Below are 18795 nucleotides of genomic sequence, written 5' to 3'. Positions count from 1 at the left end.
AATGTTATTTTATTGCTGTATTTTAAACATTAAATGAAAGTGCTTTCATAAAACCAGACAAAGCGGGGGATCGGCATGAAGCTTAGCACAACTGTCGATGTTAGGAAGGAGCCGTTTCATCTGAATTACTGCAAGACAAGCAATCAGCAAACCTGGGAGGTATTCCACGCCCACCAGAGCATGGAACTATTGTATGTCCACGAAGGGGAAGGAGATGCCTATATCCACGGAAAAGTGTTTCCAATCCAGCCGGGTACGCTGCTCTTGTTCCAGCCCTTCCAGCTGCATCGGCTGGAGATGAACAGACTGTACGTGCGCACCATTCTCATGTTTGATCCTTATCCCGTTGATACCGCACTAGTAGGGTTCCCGGCGTTGCAGCATTTCTTCAAAGGGCTATGGAAATCCAAGTTGGCAAACCCTGTCCTGTATTTCTCCCCGACTAACAATGAGCTGTTAGTGTTATATGAACGTCTTCATCAGCGCCTGCAGCACGTGCCCTCGCATAAGATACAAGAAGAGTACATGCTGTTTCTACTGTCGGCGTTGCAACTGCTCCGCCTCAGCGAACAGCAGCTTGGTCTCACTAAGCAAACAGCGCCGGAACAGGAAACCTTCCAAACGATCAAACGTGTTCTCAGCTGGGTCGATACGCACTATCGCGACAAGTTTGTGCTAGAGAAGCTAGCCGATGACTTGCATCTTTCCTCCTACTATTTGTCCCATAGTTTCAGCGATAAAACAGGCAGCAGCCTGACGCAATATATTAGCTCGCGCCGGATTAAGGAAGCATGCCTGCTGCTCGAAACTACGACCAAAAGCGTCGGCGCAATTGCCGACGAGGTTGGTTTCCAGCAGGTATCGTACTTCTGCCGAGTGTTCAAAGGCATGTTAGGTGTCACACCGAAACGCTATCGCACCGCAGCTTGGGACAAACGCTAAATTCAGCGGCCCGAACACAAAAAAGAGGCATTCGAACCTCGTTCGAATGCTCCTCTCTGTCCCTACCTATTTTATCTTTTCAGATAGGTTTATGATCCTAACTTTGCCCGCCAATTGTCTACAACCTAAAAATGACTTACCGTACATTGCTTGCACGAGAATATGTATTCGTCTTCTATGAAACACTAAAATTTCTTTTTTTTAATTTCTTAACCGACAACCGTTCAAAAACCATTTCGAAAACAATACTTTTGGAATAATAACTACCATCTGGGTTTTCAACAGATAGTAGATGGACGTGCCGCCCGATTCTACAGTATTTAAAACCACATGGTGTTACATTCCATGTGGCTGTAAAATGTTTTCAATCTTGTGCAACTGAAACTAATAGCTTATCGGCGAGGGGGTCCAACAACTTTCCCAAATTGGTTATCTGATTATACTTACGAGCAATGTAGCCATCCAATTTATCGGTAGCAGATGCAAGTATAAATATTCCAACTGCCCAGTAGGTTCCATATTGATTTATGTAATTCAGAAACCCTATGTGCTCTACTAACCAAGATGGATATTGTTGAAAGGCGAAAAGAAAAAGCGGAATCATCCCAATTCTTACAATTGTAATTTTATTAGCAAGGTTCATTTATTCATCACCTTCCCAGTTGTTTTACTTCTCAATTTTACCATATTTAAGCAGTGTCTTGCCTATATATTGAAATGATGTTTGGAACTATCTTGCCCGTTAGTTTAATAAAACTGCTGCTAATTTTGTTGTCTGCAGTAACCAATGAAAGAGCTTGTCGGGTATGTTACCAAGTTCTTGTCATTTCATTTTGACAACAACTTGATAACATAAAACAAAAAAGCCGCAATTTATGCGGCTCTCAATGTTACTATGTTCTTGTCACCCGATATCCTCTGATTAATTATACACCACCAATGTAGATTATCGAGGATTTGCCCATTTGCACTAGAAATCGCTTCATGGTTCTGACCCCAACAAAGCAGTGACTTATGCTCATACCACCATTTTTGCCGTTCTTAATAGTCTCATAAATGCAAAAAGCCGCGATTTTCGCGACCTTTAATGAGATAACGTTCTTGTCATCCGATATCAACACTTTAATACCCTAATTAAGCTTCCTTCATATAATAAACTGTAAAAAAGGCATCCTCGTTAAAACCAAATTGCCTGCTTTCAATTACATAACTGACATTAAAAATGTCAATCACATCACCAGGTATCAAGACAGGCAATGAAACTTTTGTTTCCTGTTCAAACAAACAATTATCGCCAACAAAGAACCGAGTTATAAAAAATTCTATTGGCGGAAACTTAGGTTTGTGCTTTATAAACATTAGTCACCCCGTTAATTTTCTATAAGAAGACAGTGGCTACCTCTGAGTATTGAGCTATCGTTTATCGTTAGTGAAATTAATTACTCAACTTTAGTTCCTTCTTCTGAGAGTACATTTGCTGATGACCTCTCTGCCCACTAATATTTAATTTTATATTAGCACATATTCGAAGTTTCTTGCCCTTTACTTCAAGAAAAGCCGCAAGTTTGAACTATCCTCTCAAAAGCATCAAGAGGTTATCGAACTTACCGATAGCCTCTTCTACTTGTCTTATGAAACTAACGTTCTCCCGTATACCCATTAACTCGATATTGGTTACTGTTATACGCCGCGCTGAAGCAGATTCACTACTTCCTCTCGCGTAAGTGACATTTTTTTCATCATTGACTCAATCAGTTCTTCCGTGAAAACCAACTTCACATCCCCCCGGAAACGAGCTATATCTTCCGAATAGGCTTGCAGCGCCTCCTCCCTGTTGGTGGGCTCAATAAATGAAATATGATCAGCCTCTAGATCAAGAAAATCGCGGCTAACTTCCCTGACACATGATTCTATGACCGCCTCATTAATACCCTCACTCGGATACCATATTTCTAATGAACGAGGATACATGCCATGCTCATTACACGGCAACTTCTCATAAGGCAACTCATAAAGATCCTCGTCTCCTTAACGATCATAATAGTAGTGATAGAAGACCTTATCTCCGTCAAGGAAAGCTTGTATTTTCTGAACGAAGTCCGCCTCATCAGGATCATCCTTTAACTCCTCGACCGCGTTTCGAAAGTAATTTTTCGTGCTAACACAAATTGCAATCAGCTTATTCCTCTGCTTGTTATCTTTATACAGCACGATATCTTCCCATCCTGTTAGAGATTCCATGCCATAGACGCCCCACCAGAAATCATAAGAACTTGTTTTTACGTAAATAGTTGTTGTCACAAGTTTGAACTCCTTCCGTTACCTTCTCTAAAGATGATTACTGCTTCAACGGATTAATTCAGAATTGCTTTATTCTTTGAATTCTGCGGTACCTCCAACGGTAAGCCCAAGCGATAGCAATCCTAAAACATCAGCTATTGTTCCGAGTACTGGAATTATTTATTAATTACTCCTTTAATCCTTCTAACTCCAGCAGCAGAAGATTGTTCTTTCTTAATACTGAACTTTCCTAAGTTTGTTGTGTCTTCCACATGAGGTCCTCCACATACTTCTCGACTCCAAACTTTCCCTTCATTATCTTTGATTGTATACACCTTAACGATATCCGGATATTTATCCCAAAAATTCCCTTCAACATTACTTTCTTTCGCTTCAATTTTAGGCAGTTCTGAAATATAGGTAACTGCTTTTGATGAAATCGCATCATTCACATACTTTTCCACCTCAGCTATTTGCTCTGGTGTAAGTTTTTCATCATGGTTGAAGTCAAACCGTAATCGTTCTGAAGTAATATTACTTCCTTGTTGATGAACGTGATCACCTAAAACTTCCCTTAAACCAGCAAGTAATAAATGAGATACCGTGTGCAGCGCTGTTGTTTCTGTTGAATGTTCAGCTAATCCGCCTTTAAATTTACCCGCAGAAGCAGTTCTGCTCTTGTCAGCATGTTTCTTGGCCGCCTCTATATAAGACGCCTTGTCCTCCATGCTGTATCCACTTTCAGTTAGAAACTCTTCCGTCAACTCCAAGGGAAACCCATATGTTTCGTAAAAATAAAAGGCATCTGCACCTGTAACTTTCCCCTTATTCTTAAGATGTTTTTGTATTTCAAATTCTCCTTGCTGTAAAGTTCTATAGAAAAGATTTTCTTCCTTATTTACTATTTCGATAACTTTCTTTTTGTTACTGATCAAATCTTCATAAGCTGTTGCTTCATCTATATAAACCTCAGACAACTCACCCACAAAACTTCCTTGTATACCAATTTTTTTACCTGCACGAATCGCCCTTCTTAATAACCTTCTTGTTATATATCCTGCATCACTATTAGCTGGCTCAGCACCATCATTAATTAGAAAAGTAGCCGCTCTCACATGATCGAGTATGATTCTAAACGACTTTAAATCGTCAGTATATTGTTTACCACTTAACTCCATCAATTTTTTCTTGGGATTAAGGAAGAAAGCCGTATTATAAATATCCTTGTCGCCATTAAGGGCTGTTGCAACCCTTTCTAATCCGCCTCCATAATCAATATTCGGATTTTGCATTTTTACAAATCCTGTGTCTTCTTTTTTGTAACACATAAATACGTTGTTCCCAATTTCTAAAAACCTTTCGCTCACAGAAGCAGGATGATCCAGTGCATCACCGCCTGGCTCAAGATCATAGAACATTTCACTATCAGGCCCACCCGGTTCACCAATAGGCATATCCAATGGACTCCCGGCCCGACTCCACCAATTTTCTTTTTCATCGTATAAAAATATTCTCCCACCTCTAGATGCTCCATATTGATAGGGATCATCTTCAATGATAGGTTCTATATCAACGGATTTAAATTTTTCTGACCAGATTTGAATGGCTTCCGTATCTTTCTGTATATTCAAATCATCACTTCCTACAAAAGCACTGATATACAGCCTGCCAGGATCAATTCCTAATTCGATAATATGCCAATTCCAAATGGCATCGATTTGCTTTTTCTTATAGTTATTTTCATCTGCTTTAAACTCCCATCGGCCTATCATTTCAAAAAATGTCAGATGCGACGTATCACCTACTTCGTCAATATCCACTGTCCTTAAACACTTCTGAATATTAGCAATATCATTACCTATCGGATGCTTTTCCCCCAATAAATAGGGAACCATAGGTTGCATTCCGCTTCCTGTAAACAACGTTGAGGGATCATTTTCTGGTAACAAGCTAGAAGAGGGCACTTGGCTAGCCCCTATTCCTTTCATAAAATCAATATATGATTTTCTTAACTCATCTGGTGTCATTTTCACCATGCTCAATACCTCCATTTAAATTATTATTTATTATTGGTAAATTGTTAATTTTGCAAATATTCAAACGATAAGAAATAAAATAAAAAAGCCCTAAGCTGACGTATTTCTTGTCAACTTAGGGCGAACTATTATGTCCGTGTTACCACCTAATTTCAGATTTCTCTGCACTCTATCAATACGGGATTTCTCCGATATTGTTTCCTGAATAACGGTGGAACTCCGTTGAAGCCTACTAAGATTCCTCTGTTCGGTTCACAGCTCCGAGACTGCTTCACTATTAGATCAATGAAGATTCGCACCAACCATCTTCTCTCTGAGAGATCCTTAATAGTTACTATTTCTCATCATAGCCTTTTCGTTTTAAATTAAAGCAATGCTATCACACTTAACTTGCTCTGTCAATTAATTCCACTGTTTTGTTAGCGGTGCCTTTAACGAAACAACCTTCCTTGCTTCCACCGACTGCCGCCAGCAGAATGTTGAGCTAACAGCTCTGACGGCCTTTTGCTTTCCTGAGTACAATTTTACGATACATCCCGCGCATCAGAAGTGGTCGCTCCTCGGTAAGGTGCAAGCGCTCCTGATGTGGAAGAAAAAGAAGGTTAAAATCCCGGCCAATATCCGTTCCAAGTACTGATGCCAATGGACGGAGTGCTTTCATAAACAGAGATAAACCGCCATTAGCTGCGAATTTATCAAAAATAACAATTTTTCCACCCTCTCCTGTTACACGAACGATTTCTTGCATGCACCGTACCGGATCCGGTACTACCGATATGATCAGGTTTGCAATGACCACATCGAAGGCTTCGTCTTCAAAATCAAGATTTTGCGCGTCCATCTCTAAAAATGTGACCCTCTCGCCTTCCATGACTTTAGAACGGGCTTCAGCCAGCATTTCCGGAGAAAGGTCAGTGGCAGTGATCGATAGACCGTAACCTGAGAGTAGAGGTAAATCCGCACCCGTTCCGGCTCCAACCAGCAATACACGCTGATCTGGCCTTAAATCAAGTCCGGACAATACGGTTACCCGCGCCTGGGCAAAGGCACCTGAATTGAAAAACCGATCGTACAAAGGAGCCCAAAGCTTATAGATAACTCTGTTCCAGCGATTGTTCATAATATCACCGAATGAATTTTTATTTCACATGTAGTACCACAAATAACTTCCAGCTCCTGCGTTCGCCTGTCCTTTTCTAAATGGATTTTCAAACGTATTCCCCCTAAACATTATATGAACGATTGCTCATGTTTTCATTATAATACTTAGGAAAATCAGTGTGCAACAATATTAAACAACTATTTGTGACCGATACCTTCACCTATCCCAATTTTATAAGTCTTGCAAACATGCTCAATATTCAGCTAATCACCCTTCGAAATGACGAGCATGGCATGATTCCTTCAGAGCTAGACAGCATATGCAGGAACAATAAAATAAATGGAATCTATCTGATGCCATCTGTAGCAAACCCGACGAATATTTCAATGAATCTTAAGAGAAGAATCGATATAAGCAGACTTATAACAAGGTATGGGCTAATCTTGATTGAGGACGATGCATATGCGTTTCTTGCTGAAGAAAAGATTAAACCGATGGCCATGCTAGTTCCCGAACAGTCCGTATATATAAATGGGATTTCTAAAGCAATAAGTGCCGGACTTCGAATTGCATACATGCGCTTTCCAGAAAGATATAGGCAAGTGATCGAAAATGCGATATATAACATTAATCTGAAAACGCCGGCACTTAATTTGGAAATCGCCACTGAAATCATTAGACTTGGTATTAGCAATGAGTTAATACTACAGAAAAAACAAGCAGCAAAAGAAAGAAACAAGCTTTTTGCTGATTATTTTGGAGATATGGTCGCGCCCATCAAAATGTTTTCGCATTTTCAATGGCTCCCTCTCCCCGAAGGGTGTTCCGGTAAAGTATTTGAATTTATCTGCACAGGAAAAGGAGTGAACTTATACGGTTCAGAAAGGTTTTCTGCTGGAGATAACTAGGGCATCCAAGCAGTTAGAATTGCAACTAGCTCTTCAGAAAGTGTAAGCGAGCTTGCCAAGGGACTTGAAATTGTTAAGGAGGTTTACGATTCGGTTCAATCAGAAGCTGGTACGGAGTTTATTTTACAGCTAGACCCTTACTGCTAGTCATCAACACATAGGCGCAGCTGAAAATAAAAACAAAGCGCGAACAACCGGAGTAAGGGTCGTTCGCGCTTTGTTTTTATCCTTCTATTGTCTCAAGCTGCCTGTAGAGTTCAAAAATCTTCCTTGGAAACGAATCGTTTCGGCTGGACATAGCTTCCTGGCCACAGTTTGTTCTTTACCTAGATGCCTTTGTAGCAGCTATCGAAGGATCACAAGGTCGATCTATTTAACTCCGTCGGGATTGTTACAAAGTTCTTGTCACTCATCGGAAATTAGATCAAGTTCTTGTCATTTCATTTTGACAAGAACTTGATAACATAAAGCAAAAAAACCGCAATTTATGCGACTTACAATGTTAATATGTTCTTGTCACCCGACACTTTTCATTTGTTTAGAATATTATTTTAGAGTGACTGCTATGAATGATAATCTGTATTTTGATTTTTATCAGGATAAATTAAATGATTCTGTAGAAAAGCAGCCCTAGACAACCGGTTGAATTTAATTGTTACCTACTCTAGGCAGCTGCATACGATAAATGGCCTGGAAGTACATCCGACAACTGACCAATTTATACGGATTGAACAAGGTCAAGGGCTTGTTCAAATGGGCGACAGCAAAGATCATTTAGATTTTCAAGCTATGGCTTATGAGAATTATGCAATTGTAGTACCAGCTGGAAAATGGCACAATGTGACCAATGCAGGCAATGTTCCTCTTAAAGTTTATGTGATTTATGCCCCGCCTCACCATCCGTTCGGAACTGTTCAAGAAGTGAAACCAAGCGCTCAAGAAGCAGAATAATGAGGAGGCCCACACCTAGTGGTGCGGGCTTCTTGGATTCACACTACTTTATCGGAGATGGTTGAAGCAATCGATCCCAATGCCGATGCTGGGCAATTGCATCAATAAATGACTTAAAGAAGTCTGTACTTTCTTCTTTGGCGATCAAAACGCCATTCATCCGTGTATCTCTCACTTCTGCATCTTCTACGGCGCCTGCGGATATAAGCAGACGAACACCGTCGCCTACTGCGGCAATCGTCTTGTAATGCTGAAACGCTTCACGAACAAAACCCGCTGATGTCACGTCGCTAAGCAGCTCGTCCACACCTTGAGCTCCCCCGGAAACATAAACGGCATCATATAACACGGAAGCAGCCGTAAGTAACGATTGCTGTGGTTCGATAAGCGTACCGTCATCACCTTTTACTGGTGCAATTGTATTGCTCACAATCTCCGCTGTTATTTTCGATGCGGTCAACTCTTTGAGCAGTGCTTGTGCCGTTGCCGTCTGATATCCCGTTCCGAGCATCACTGCCACCTTACGTGTAGCCGGTGACTTCGCCTTAGTCATCATACTAAGCGCAGGAGATATTGCGGCCGGCGACACAGCGACGCCCTTGGTAGGCGTTGCTCCGATCCCTTCGGCTATCCCCACTGCAAGATCCTCTGCCACCTGGCTGAACACATCCACTACACGCTGCCTGATTTCTTTAGACATGACTTTACCTAACTCGAACCGGAATGCGTCAACGATCTGACTTTGCTCGATCGGAGACATGCTATGCCAGAACATGGAGGCTTGGCTAAAATGATCTTCAAAGCTATTGCTTCTAGCCTTGATTTTCCTACCTTCCACCTTCTCCTCGTAATGGCGATAACCACCTTCACTTGATGGTACTGGCGCAGGCGCATTGTTGGCCAAGCTGTTTTTATGATAGCTCGTCTGCCCCTGATTGATAGTCATCCGATGCATGCCGTCCCTTTGATTGTTATGTACTGGAGCGATTGGACGGTTAATGGGAATCTCCGGAAAATTCGGCCCGCCGAGGCGAAGTAGCTGCGTGTCGGTATAAGAAAAAAGTCTTCCTTGGAGTAATGGATCATTCGTAAAATCGATGCCCGGTACAAGATGGCCGACATGGAAGGCGACCTGTTCAGTCTCTGCGAAGAAATTATCCGTGTTCCGATTGAGTGTCATTTTCCCAACAATTCGCACCGGTACAATTTCTTCTGGCCATAATTTCGTGGCATCCAGTATATCAAAGTCGAAGTTAAATTCATCTTCCTCGCTCAAGATTTGAACGCCTAGCTCGAATTCAGGGTAGTTCCCCTGTTCGATCGCATCCCACAGATCGCGGCGATTAAAGTCTGGGTCTTTGCCAGCTACCTTTTGCGTCTCATCCCATACCAGGGAGTGTACACCTAGCTTCGGTTTCCAATGGAACTTTACAAAATGTGACTTGCCTTGCTCATTAATGAATCGGAACGTATGAACGCCGAACCCTTCCATCATGCGAAAACTACGAGGAAGCGCACGTCCTGACATGACCCACATGATCATATGAGCAGATTCAGTATTCATACTTACGAAATCCCAAAACGTATCATGTGCTGATGAAGCTTGTGGAATTTCGTTTGGCGGTTCAGGTTTAACCGCATGTATAAAGTCGGGAAACTTCACCGCATCCTGTATAAAGAACACTGGTATATTGTTTCCGACGAGATCATAGTTTCCTTCTTCTGTATAGAACTTAACCGCAAAACCTCGTACGTCTCGTACAGTATCACTTGAGCCCCTTGAGCCTGCCACGGTGGAGAATCGAACAAACAAAGGCGTCCGTATCGACGTATCGGTTAAAAATTTCGCTTTTGTGTACGCAACGAGCGATTCGTATAATTCAAATTCTCCATGCGCGCCGAAGCCTCTCGCATGTACGACACGTTCAGGTATACGTTCATGATCGAAGTGAGTCATTTTCTCCCGAAAATGAAAATCCTCCATGATGGTTGGCCCTCGGGGACTAACTTTAAGAGAGTGTTCGTCATCCTCCACTCTCAATCCTTGATTTGTTGTTAGAGCCTCACCTTTATCCGTAACACGATAAGTATCCAACTGCTTTTGTTTTACGTTTTCTTCATCGTTCACATCGGACTCCTCCTACTTCAAGAATAGGCATATGATCCGCAATCGCACTCAAATTTATCCATATTTGGACAGAAGCATGAATTTAACCGGCCTTGGCAGACTGCTAGTCACTCACGCCAGCAGCCTCCAATTGTAAAGTAAACTTAAGTCTCATCAATTAGCCATGTTTCTAACTCTGAAATCTTATCTGCATAATTAATAATGGCATGTATTGTTCCCACAGCTTGCTCAGTACCCATTTTCTGTTCATTTTCATCGGAACATTCGATCCATAAGGAACGTTTCAAGCTATATTCTAACCATCCTAATTTACCCAGAAAGCCATTCTCTAAGACCACTTTCCAGTTTGCATGAATTGTTTCGCATTTCTTTTTATAGCCGCCTATAACAGCTAAAAATCTTTCTTTGTCCATATCACCCGTCTCATTTTCAGACCAGTAAATAGCAGTGTCAGTCAAGTCTTGCATCGGATTTATATAGCCAGCTGCTTCCCAATCAATAATAACAGGACTATCTTGATGCCACATTACATTTTTAGAATCCATATCCCTGTGGCTAATAACCATATTCGCTAAAAGCAGCTCCGAAGCATGATTTGCTTGAAAATTCCATTCATTCAGCTGATCCATATTTTCGCGCAGTAAGTTAACCCACACTGCATTCTGTTTTTGTCCTTGTTGCACATATTGATTCCAATCCGTCAATTGTAAATGACTTGAACCATTATTATGAATGCCTAGCTCCGAAAAATTTGTCATATGGATACCTGCAACAATTTCCCCGATTTTCTCACAATGAGTTTTATTAATTTCATTCGGCTTCAGGCTTCTGCCTTCTATCCAATCAAACACAAGGAAGTATTGATCGTCTATTTTTTGCAGAGAATCGCCATTAAATTGTTTAGCTGGCAGAGCAGGTACATTATCAGCTGCAATACCGGCAATTCTTTCTGAATTGATGTAATTTTGCAACGCTTTAGGTCTAATCATTATTTGAGGATTTAATGCTTTTATTGCGTACTTCCCTAAATCCGTTTCAATCCTATACATTCTGTGTAAAAAGCCACCTGATATCACCTCGGGAACACCGATAATTTCGCCAAGTTGCAGAACAGTACATAACTTGTTAAATTGTAGATTGTATTGAGTAGCACTCATTTGCTATCTCCCTTTTTTAGAAATCATCCATATTGTTCCAATCATTCCTGTCAGCTTAATTATAGAGTCATCTATATTGTTTGCAAACAAAAAAACAGTAAGACCGCCAAGCGTTGCTTCGGTCTTACTGTTTTTTTTAATAATCGAGCGACTCGACTCTCTTCTTTACTACTATTTGAGATCATTCTCCTGTACCTGCAGATATATAAATGAATAACGAGGTACCGAACCCCAAGTCTCAAGCTGCATGTAGAGTTCAAAAATCTTCCTTGTACTTGCTCCTATAGGTGGCTTTTCCAGCGATAGTAGGTGCACGAGAAATCCCGATCCATGTACACTCTGCTGGCCAAGCTGCTCTAAGATACTTTATTATAAATTAAGCTTTATTATGGTTGTAGCCCATTTTACAGGGATAAGTGCCCTTTTTTCGTTCAAAGCATATTGTAGTGTATAATTAAAAGGAGGCGCACCATGATAAGCAATCAGCCTTATATGCAACAATCTGCTGTTCAGCCCGAGTATTACCAACAAATGAAATCAAGTCCAAACCAGGCACATTGGGGACCTCAAACGATACAATCAAGCTCGAATCAGACCAATTGGGGACCTCAAGGCGGTAATGAACAGCCTGTTCTCCCTAATCACCATTACGAAGTTGATTTTAGTCAGATGCATCACTTTCCTTACATGTACGACTACCACCATATGCATCACTACCATCCCATGATGGATGGCTATCATCATATGATGCATGACTACCATCCCATGATGCATGAAATGTGGGATGACCACATGCTCCACGATTATCATCACGATGGATGGGAGCTCGAAACATTAGATTACCATCATGCTTGGATCTATCCCACGATGCATGTGCATCATCACCTGTATTACCCTGTCACATGCCAACAAACCGATGAGTTCCAGAAGAAGGCAGCAGTTCACCAGCCTTAAGGCTGCAAATTATAAAAGGCAGATTGAATGGTCATGACATTCAATCTGCCTTTTATTGCAAAAGCAATTATTGTGACAAACTTCCCTCAAACCGTGAACGACTCCGACATGGGCCGACCGGGATTTGAATCAAGCTCGTTTGTCCGAGCGGAGTTAATCCATAAAGTTCATTCACGGAACTAACGTCAAATCCTAGCAGCGGACGTCCTCCCATTCCAGATGCACTAGCTGCGAGCAGTAAGCGCTGAACCAACATTCCCGCTTCCATTTGCTGAATCCGATAGCCGCGATAACCAAGCTCGGCGTTAAGATGTCTCTGATCACCCGCCACATGAAAAATCAGCGGCACCTGGAATAAGTTCACGTTATCCAACGACATCCCATTCTGAAGCCTTGACCGTTGATCACCGGCCCTGATAAGCTGCAACGTATGCGCTATTTCATTATACAGATAGGCACCATCACGAATGCCTTCAACGCCATAAAAGCAGCCAAATAATTTTACTCGAGACATTGGACTCTCGGTCGATCCATCCAGATCGTTTCGATAGCGGTAGGATAGCATAACCTCTTGCAATAGTGCCACTAAATCCGACTGACTCACTGATCCTAATACAAACTCAATTTCTGGCGAGTAACGCTGCCTGCACGACTCTGCTAAATCATATGTCAATCGATTCACTTGAGGCAACATATGAACATCGGTTTGAGGGACTGCCCTTTGCTCCCTTCCAAGCTGTTTAAATGAAAAGGTGGAATTCATTATGGATGCTTCATTTAACTGGGTCAGCATTGGATAGTCCGTTACTTTTCCTGAACGCATATAGTGATCGTGCTTAATGATTGGAAGCTCACTACATAACTCTGCTGATGAAATCCGATTTTTATTGTTTGTGTCTTGGTGGAACCATTCAATGCTTGAATCTGCTGCAAGCGGAATTACAGCATATACACTTTCCTCCGCTTCAGAAAATCCAAGCAAATGGTTGAGGGCACGGTCAAGAAACTGAAAGTACACCCCTGCTTCAAAGTGAAAGCGTTTGGCAACCTCACACAACTGGCCCAATAACAAACCTGCATCCAGCCCCTGTAAACGATACGAAAAATTATTGTATTTGAAAAAGTTTTTCCAAAATACAGTCGAGACAAAACCAACTGCGAAACAGCTGGTTATATCGCAGCGATTGCCTAAGGCCTTGCTCACATAGGAATCAATTTGGCCTTCACGCAATAAAATCAAACGATGATGAGCCACATCATAATGATATATACCGCAAGGCAATTCCTCCAGCTTCAAATACAAATACAATTCGCTCGGATAAAGACCTCCACCTGAAGGAACGAATCGTCTGCAAAGATGCAAGGGGCTTTCCCATTTCTCCCCCGTATATTGCTCAATAACAGATTGACTAAGCTGTGCCAGACCAAAGGTGTTCCAAAGAAAATACCCGATATCCCGAAGGGTTGGTTTTTCTTGTCCGTGTCCTTGTTCTTGCTTCCCCGTTAATTCTAGTGGGACATCGGAAGCAAGAGGAAATACAGGCAAATGACGATATAACTTATACGGCAGTGGTGCGTTCTCCCAATCCACCTCCACATCTTGCGGTTTCGTTTTGTCCGGCTCGTATTGCAAGTGGTACAAAAATTCCTTCAAACTCATTTCTCCTCCTCCTAAGTCCCAATGCTAGGAATATTAACGTTTATGAGAAGAAACTGCTTATGGAAACGGATGCGGATGGCTATTTAGTTCTTCTTGCTTTAGCTGCTCCTTCACATAGCCCAGTTCTGCCGGTATTCGCAGCACCCGCTCTAAGCCAGTCAAGCGGACAAGGTGTTGGCCGAACGTCATAGGAAGCATGCCGGGAATGAGCACCTTCACACAATGAAGACCATTTCTTAGTGTCTCTGGCGTTGACTGATTAACAACAATGACCTCCAGATCAAGATTGCTGAACGTATTGATCAACATGTTCAAGTCATCAGTTAAATCCGCATGCTGCGCCCGTAGTTTAAAAGCTTCTTTAAATGAAAGGACCGGACGATCATTATCAAGCAGGAAATTCAGACGTTCTTCTGCTTCCTTCAAGCCGTACAGCATGGAATGGTCTTCCATTTGCCTAACGAGAAAAGGATCATCCAGCATTTGCAGATATTCCCCACGGTTCGCCTCTAATTTTTCGTTAAATCCAAGCAGCATGCCCGCTATCTCATGTATTGCACCTTTTGCAGCCCTTACGGGATCAAGATGCGCCCCTGCGGCGCAAATCATATTTATGCCTTGATTTGTTCTGTTTTTGGCAAGCGCCCATACGCTTGGAATGCCGTTCTCCATTGTCGAATTGAACAAATGCACATCATAACCGACGACATCGCGCAGCCGCTCTACCATTAAATTCATTTCAAGATCACCCGAGGAATAGGGATCTAAAGGTACGAGCGGCAGCTTCGCATACCACGTCATTAGGAAAGAATCCCGTTCTACAACCTCCAATATGCCGTAAAATATAGCTTCCTCCAAGCTTCCTCCTAAAGCGCATCCATTTGAGGTTTCATAGACAAAGCCGTGACCGCAGCCGGAGCTGTAATAAGCGAGCAGTTCTGGCACAAGAATCGGCTTCTCCTGCAAGAACGAATACCCCCACACCCAATCCATTTTCCTGCTTGGATCAAAGGGTTGAAACGGAAAATCAAGTCGCTCATACTGCATCTTATCATGTGTTCCTACTCGAGAGGGGTCCAGCGCAATGTCTGTTAAACGATCGAAACTGTCATGAACCGTTGTCTTTTTTCCTCGCGGTGATATGCCGCAATGACGTTCCAGTCCTTCCAATATCGCTGTCATTTCACTGTCTGCAAAAGAATGTGTACGCCCTGCGCAGCCTTCATCCCCTGAGAACATCGGTAAAATGATGCTGGCGTCGGCAAATGGTGACATAAGGTCAATCATCTTTCCGTTCAAAAGTCCGCTGCGATTGTCCAGATAATCATGGGAAAGAACCGCCTTCAACTCAACCATTGAACGAGTGCGGAAGCTACTTTCACTGATTTTCGGACTGGATTGCAGCTTTATTCGTGCAGCTATAGCCGTGTCATCCGGTATTTCCCCGCACACGGTACACTGCGGATCTGGTAAAAAGAAATGAACCGAGCTGTTGAGTGTTTGCAGGTGAATGAGCTTAATATGATTTTCAAGCTGAGCCGTATGACGGATAAGAAAGTTGTGGACTTCTGCTGCAATATGATGAGCCATATGCAAGAGTCCGCTGCGAGAAGACCAACTATCAGGGAAAACTTCTCCATGCATGAACTGCTGCAGCTCCCACATGTCCTTCCGATCATTTCCAGCCATTAAAAGCCGCAAATCAGCGCATTGTGAACAGCCCGCCTGCCTATGAACGACAAGCGGACCAATAACGCCTTCACCAAATGCTACAAACCCGCGCAGCCACGAAATACCGGATTTCTTGAAAACGTTCTCTGCGATAAGATGAGAGGATGCATCGTTGCCATCGCTAAGCACGAGCGCAAGTTCAGTCGTTTCTGGTAACTCGGAAGCCAGTTCATTTACTCTCACAAGCTGATAACTTGCAGATAATATATCGTTTACATAGTCCGCAAGCTGACCTACGCCAACAATCGCCACAATAGCGCTCATTCCTCAACCACCTCTCGAAGCGAGACGCCGTACACGCCTGCCAGTCCCTCTCTCAAAAAAGGTTCTGGTGTTAAGTCAAATACGAGCAAACGCTTGTGAATGTGATTCAATTGCTGCATAGCCATCTGCAAAACCTCTCGATGCTCGAATGGATCACAAGCGGGTATCGAAATAGAGTCCGTAATAGATTCTTTTACATGTATTGCACTATGATGCGCTCTTACTGCCATTAGATTAGTCTTATTCTGAGCATCAAATAAGGCACTCATTAATACGCTCCGAAGAGCCCGCGTTACATTAAGATCAGCGGCATCATACCATCGGTGATTTGCATGTAACCATACAATAGGAAAACCTAATACATCCTCACCCAGTCCAAACGATAGTGCCCCTTGCATCGTAGTTAGGGCATTAATATAATAACGGCATCGTTCATCGTCTACATGACTTAGTTTCACCAGCGAAATCGACGGAGTTTGAGCTTCATACAACTTTATCCGTGCATTCATTAAATACTTTTGCAAAGCGCGGCAAACGCCCTCCTCCATCGTCTCACCAGCACCTGCATGAGCAATCTCATCGAATCTTGGAACGTCTGAAATTCCGCTTTCTTCATAGACCTGCTTGATTTGAAAATTTGCAATACGCGACACGTAAGCTTCGATTCCCTTAAGACCCGCTTCTCTTCGTGCCTCTTCATGCTTATAACCATTACATATAATTTCAGGAAGCAGATGCGCAGGGCCAACTGAGAGCGGGTCAACAGGCTGAACACAGCACTGCGAAAGCGGAAGCTGTCCGAGCGTCCCTTCCTCCCAGATATGAAAGATGCCTGTCTCCGTTGATGTTAGCTGACTGAAGAAAGGCAGCAATTCACTTGAAGCTCGTTTCTCTATACCCGTTCCCGCCTGTAGCCGGGCATCTTCAATCCTCTCGATGAATCGGTGACCATTAACTAATGGATGGGGAAGATACGAATGCCAGTTTCCTTCCAACGTCTCTAAATTCAGCAGAAACAGTTTATTATTTTCCTCAAGCTTTGTTACTTCTGCTGCTGTTTTCAACCATTCGAAGACGATGATATTAGCGAGCAGCGCTTCCGCAACGGATGAAGCCGTATGAACCTCCGTATCCTTATAAATCGCAGAATGATGAACTCTGCGCCATGCTGATTCCAGATCATCTTCCGAATTAGAATAAGACAATGGAACCGCTAGGCCAGCTTGCTCAAAAATAACAGCCAGCAGCAGAACCTTGTTTTTTTGCCGGCAAATTTCATTAAGTAATCTCAACTCCTGTTCTCTGTCTTGATTAGAGACGAATAGTACAGCTTCATAAGGCTCTACAATTGAAGGCCAATCCATTCCTGCATTATTCGACAAACTGATCTCGTCCAACTTGACCTCTGAATCAAATTTACGATAATGCTGCTCCAGCTCCAAAATCCGTGTTCGATTCTCGGGTTCCGAATTCAAGCTTAAATAGTGGAATTGCGGCAAGCCAGACTCAAATAATGATTTGACAAGTGAAACTAAAAAAGTGCCAGTTCCAACAACGAGCACGCTGGACTGACGATACAATTGAAATCGGTATGCACCTGACCCGTCAAAGCTGTCCAAAAACTCAATTTGAGCATCATATTTCTTAACGATGCTTTCCTGCAGCTGATGCGGACGATCTTGACTTACATCTTGGACATAACCGTTCGCATGCAATACTTTAGCAATCTCATAAATATGATCACGGTATTGTTCCGGCAATCCATCCGTTAAATCATGCATCGTATGTTCACCATTAAATACAGGTATTAACTTTTCAATCCATTGAGCGATTGTGCTGCCTTCCATCCGGAATGAACCGATATTGTTGCGGAAATAGACGCTTCCGTCCGAGCTGGGAAGAAAAAAAGTATCGCCTCTCACTTTAAGGCGTGTAGTAGGATTCAAGTATTATTCCTCCTTATTATGAAATCAAACCATTCGTAACAGGGCTTCCTATTTAAAGGTATGTAAGGCTACTTGTCCGTCATACCCGCACATGGATAGAAAGACACCCCCGCAGCCCAAAAGCGTTTGCAGAGGTGTCTTAACCTTTTATTATATTCAATAGGTACCTTTTAACGACAACGCGCACAGCCTCCGCAACGGGCGCAACCTCCGCAGCGTGCGCATCCGCCACAGCCTGCACATCTAGCACAGCCACCACAACCGCCACAGCCGCCACAACCTCCGCATGAACAAAATCCGATGCATACGCCGATGCAAAAGCCAATACATAGACGAGCATTCTTAGGATCCACTTGACCTTGACCCGCATTCGGCGTCATGCCGCTCGCTTTAAACGCATCCGTATTCAAATTTTGAAGATCGTTCTTAAATTCATTCATTTTTAGTAAGCCTCCGTTATATGTTCATGTGATGATCATCAGCACCGACAAAATAAGAAATACAAATGAGAACATCCCAAACTGGTCATATGCTGATAATCGTTCATGACATATACGTATGAAAAAAGCTCCGCTAGTGTTACTAGTCCATTTACCTACACTTGCTTAAAATAGAATTGACACTGGGTGAATTTTATACAAAAAAATAAAGCCGCAGTTTATACGGCTATCGTTGTATATCCCTCATGTACAACAAGGAGCAAGATCCACGGCGATCTTGCTCCTTGTTTGTTGTG

Annotated in this window: 13 protein-coding genes, 2 pseudogenes and 1 other annotated feature; of the genes and pseudogenes, 4 read left to right on the top strand and 11 right to left on the bottom strand. The window is 42.6% G+C overall.

All coding sequences use genetic code 11. From position 1 onward, the window contains the following. Positions 1–75 precede the first annotated feature (75 nt). A complete protein-coding gene (locus tag ACFVVF_RS03475) occupies positions 76–942 on the top strand; it encodes a helix-turn-helix transcriptional regulator (protein ID WP_387805410.1) in 867 nt (288 codons plus the stop codon). Between the two features lie 373 nt (positions 943–1315). Here the strand turns inward: ACFVVF_RS03475 and ACFVVF_RS03470 are convergent. From ACFVVF_RS03470 to ACFVVF_RS03450, 5 genes and pseudogenes are all read right to left on the bottom strand, one after another. After that, positions 1316–1585, bottom strand: a pseudogene (locus tag ACFVVF_RS03470) (CDP-alcohol phosphatidyltransferase family protein); the annotation flags it as partial. A gap of 1037 nt (positions 1586–2622) precedes the next feature. Next, the gene (locus ACFVVF_RS03465) at positions 2623–2949 is read right to left on the bottom strand and encodes a hypothetical protein (protein ID WP_387805409.1); all 327 of its coding nucleotides are present in this window, start codon (positions 2947–2949) and stop codon (positions 2623–2625) included. Between the two features lie 21 nt (positions 2950–2970). After that, positions 2971–3243, bottom strand: coding sequence for a hypothetical protein (locus ACFVVF_RS03460; protein ID WP_387805407.1), 273 nt, complete (start codon positions 3241–3243; stop codon positions 2971–2973). Between the two features lie 155 nt (positions 3244–3398). Next, on the bottom strand, positions 3399–5258 hold the full coding sequence (locus ACFVVF_RS03455; RefSeq protein ID WP_387805405.1) for an alanine--tRNA ligase: 1860 nt from the start codon (positions 5256–5258) through the stop codon (positions 3399–3401). 113 nt (positions 5259–5371) lie between these two features. After that, positions 5372–5615: a binding site (T-box leader), on the bottom strand. Between the two features lie 127 nt (positions 5616–5742). Continuing rightward, on the bottom strand, positions 5743–6378 hold the full coding sequence (locus ACFVVF_RS03450) for a class I SAM-dependent methyltransferase (RefSeq protein WP_387805403.1): 636 nt from the start codon (positions 6376–6378) through the stop codon (positions 5743–5745). Positions 6379–6536: 158 nt separating this feature from the next. Here ACFVVF_RS03450 and ACFVVF_RS03445 point away from each other — a divergent pair, with 158 nt between their 5' ends. Then, positions 6537–7268: an aminotransferase class I/II-fold pyridoxal phosphate-dependent enzyme gene (locus ACFVVF_RS03445; protein WP_387805401.1), complete on the top strand. Its 732-nt coding sequence runs from the start codon at positions 6537–6539 to the stop codon at positions 7266–7268. A gap of 687 nt (positions 7269–7955) precedes the next feature. Continuing rightward, positions 7956–8219 (top strand): annotated as a pseudogene (locus ACFVVF_RS03440) (cupin domain-containing protein); the annotation flags it as partial. Between the two features lie 43 nt (positions 8220–8262). On the opposite strand, the gene ACFVVF_RS03435 reads toward ACFVVF_RS03440, so the two are convergent. Together ACFVVF_RS03435 and ACFVVF_RS03430 are read right to left on the bottom strand one after the other, a co-directional pair. After that, a complete protein-coding gene (locus ACFVVF_RS03435) occupies positions 8263–10347 on the bottom strand; it encodes a catalase (RefSeq protein ID WP_387805399.1) in 2085 nt (694 codons plus the stop codon). 143 nt (positions 10348–10490) lie between these two features. Continuing rightward, complete coding sequence (locus tag ACFVVF_RS03430) at positions 10491–11504, bottom strand: phosphotransferase (protein ID WP_387805397.1); 1014 nt, start codon at positions 11502–11504, stop codon at positions 10491–10493. 471 nt (positions 11505–11975) lie between these two features. Here ACFVVF_RS03430 and ACFVVF_RS03425 point away from each other — a divergent pair, with 471 nt between their 5' ends. Beyond that, positions 11976–12458: a hypothetical protein gene (locus ACFVVF_RS03425; protein ID WP_387805395.1), complete on the top strand. Its 483-nt coding sequence runs from the start codon at positions 11976–11978 to the stop codon at positions 12456–12458. A 67-nt stretch (positions 12459–12525) separates the two neighbouring features. Here ACFVVF_RS03425 and ACFVVF_RS03420 read toward each other — a convergent pair whose 3' ends face one another. The 4 genes from ACFVVF_RS03420 to ACFVVF_RS03405 all read right to left on the bottom strand — a co-directional run bounded on the left by ACFVVF_RS03420 (position 12526) and on the right by ACFVVF_RS03405 (position 18429). Further along, on the bottom strand, positions 12526–14118 hold the full coding sequence (locus ACFVVF_RS03420; RefSeq protein ID WP_387805394.1) for a SagB family peptide dehydrogenase: 1593 nt from the start codon (positions 14116–14118) through the stop codon (positions 12526–12528). A 57-nt stretch (positions 14119–14175) separates the two neighbouring features. Then, positions 14176–16113 (bottom strand): TOMM precursor leader peptide-binding protein, encoded by a 1938-nt coding sequence (locus tag ACFVVF_RS03415; RefSeq protein WP_387805392.1) that lies wholly within the window; start codon positions 16111–16113, stop codon positions 14176–14178. Next, positions 16110–18059: a putative thiazole-containing bacteriocin maturation protein gene (locus ACFVVF_RS03410; RefSeq protein ID WP_387805390.1), complete on the bottom strand. Its 1950-nt coding sequence runs from the start codon at positions 18057–18059 to the stop codon at positions 16110–16112. The genes ACFVVF_RS03415 and ACFVVF_RS03410 overlap by 4 nt, the downstream gene beginning before the upstream one ends. Positions 18060–18198: 139 nt before the next feature. Further along, positions 18199–18429 (bottom strand): hypothetical protein, encoded by a 231-nt coding sequence (locus tag ACFVVF_RS03405; RefSeq protein WP_387805388.1) that lies wholly within the window; start codon positions 18427–18429, stop codon positions 18199–18201. Positions 18430–18795 lie beyond the last annotated feature (366 nt).

This window comes from Paenibacillus sp. NPDC058174 (assembly GCF_042883865.1).
In the GTDB taxonomy this organism is placed as follows: Bacteria; Bacillota; Bacilli; order Paenibacillales; family Paenibacillaceae; genus Pristimantibacillus.
This window is presented reverse-complemented; position numbering and strand designations above follow the sequence as displayed.

What these genes read in the sequence shown, in the direction of transcription:
- ACFVVF_RS03475 (WP_387805410.1), top strand. Translation starts at nt 76, where the DNA reads ATGAAGCTTAGCACAACTGTCGATGTTAGGAAGGAGCCGTTTCATCTG.
- ACFVVF_RS03455 (WP_387805405.1), bottom strand. Translation starts at nt 5,258, where the DNA reads ATGGTGAAAATGACACCAGATGAGTTAAGAAAATCATATATTGATTTT.
- ACFVVF_RS03450 (WP_387805403.1), bottom strand. Translation starts at nt 6,378, where the DNA reads ATGAACAATCGCTGGAACAGAGTTATCTATAAGCTTTGGGCTCCTTTG.
- ACFVVF_RS03430 (WP_387805397.1), bottom strand. Translation starts at nt 11,504, where the DNA reads ATGAGTGCTACTCAATACAATCTACAATTTAACAAGTTATGTACTGTT.
- ACFVVF_RS03425 (WP_387805395.1), top strand. Translation starts at nt 11,976, where the DNA reads ATGATAAGCAATCAGCCTTATATGCAACAATCTGCTGTTCAGCCCGAG.
- ACFVVF_RS03420 (WP_387805394.1), bottom strand. Translation starts at nt 14,118, where the DNA reads ATGAGTTTGAAGGAATTTTTGTACCACTTGCAATACGAGCCGGACAAA.
- ACFVVF_RS03415 (WP_387805392.1), bottom strand. Translation starts at nt 16,113, where the DNA reads ATGAGCGCTATTGTGGCGATTGTTGGCGTAGGTCAGCTTGCGGACTAT.
- ACFVVF_RS03405 (WP_387805388.1), bottom strand. Translation starts at nt 18,429, where the DNA reads ATGCGGGTCAAGGTCAAGTGGATCCTAAGAATGCTCGTCTATGTATTG.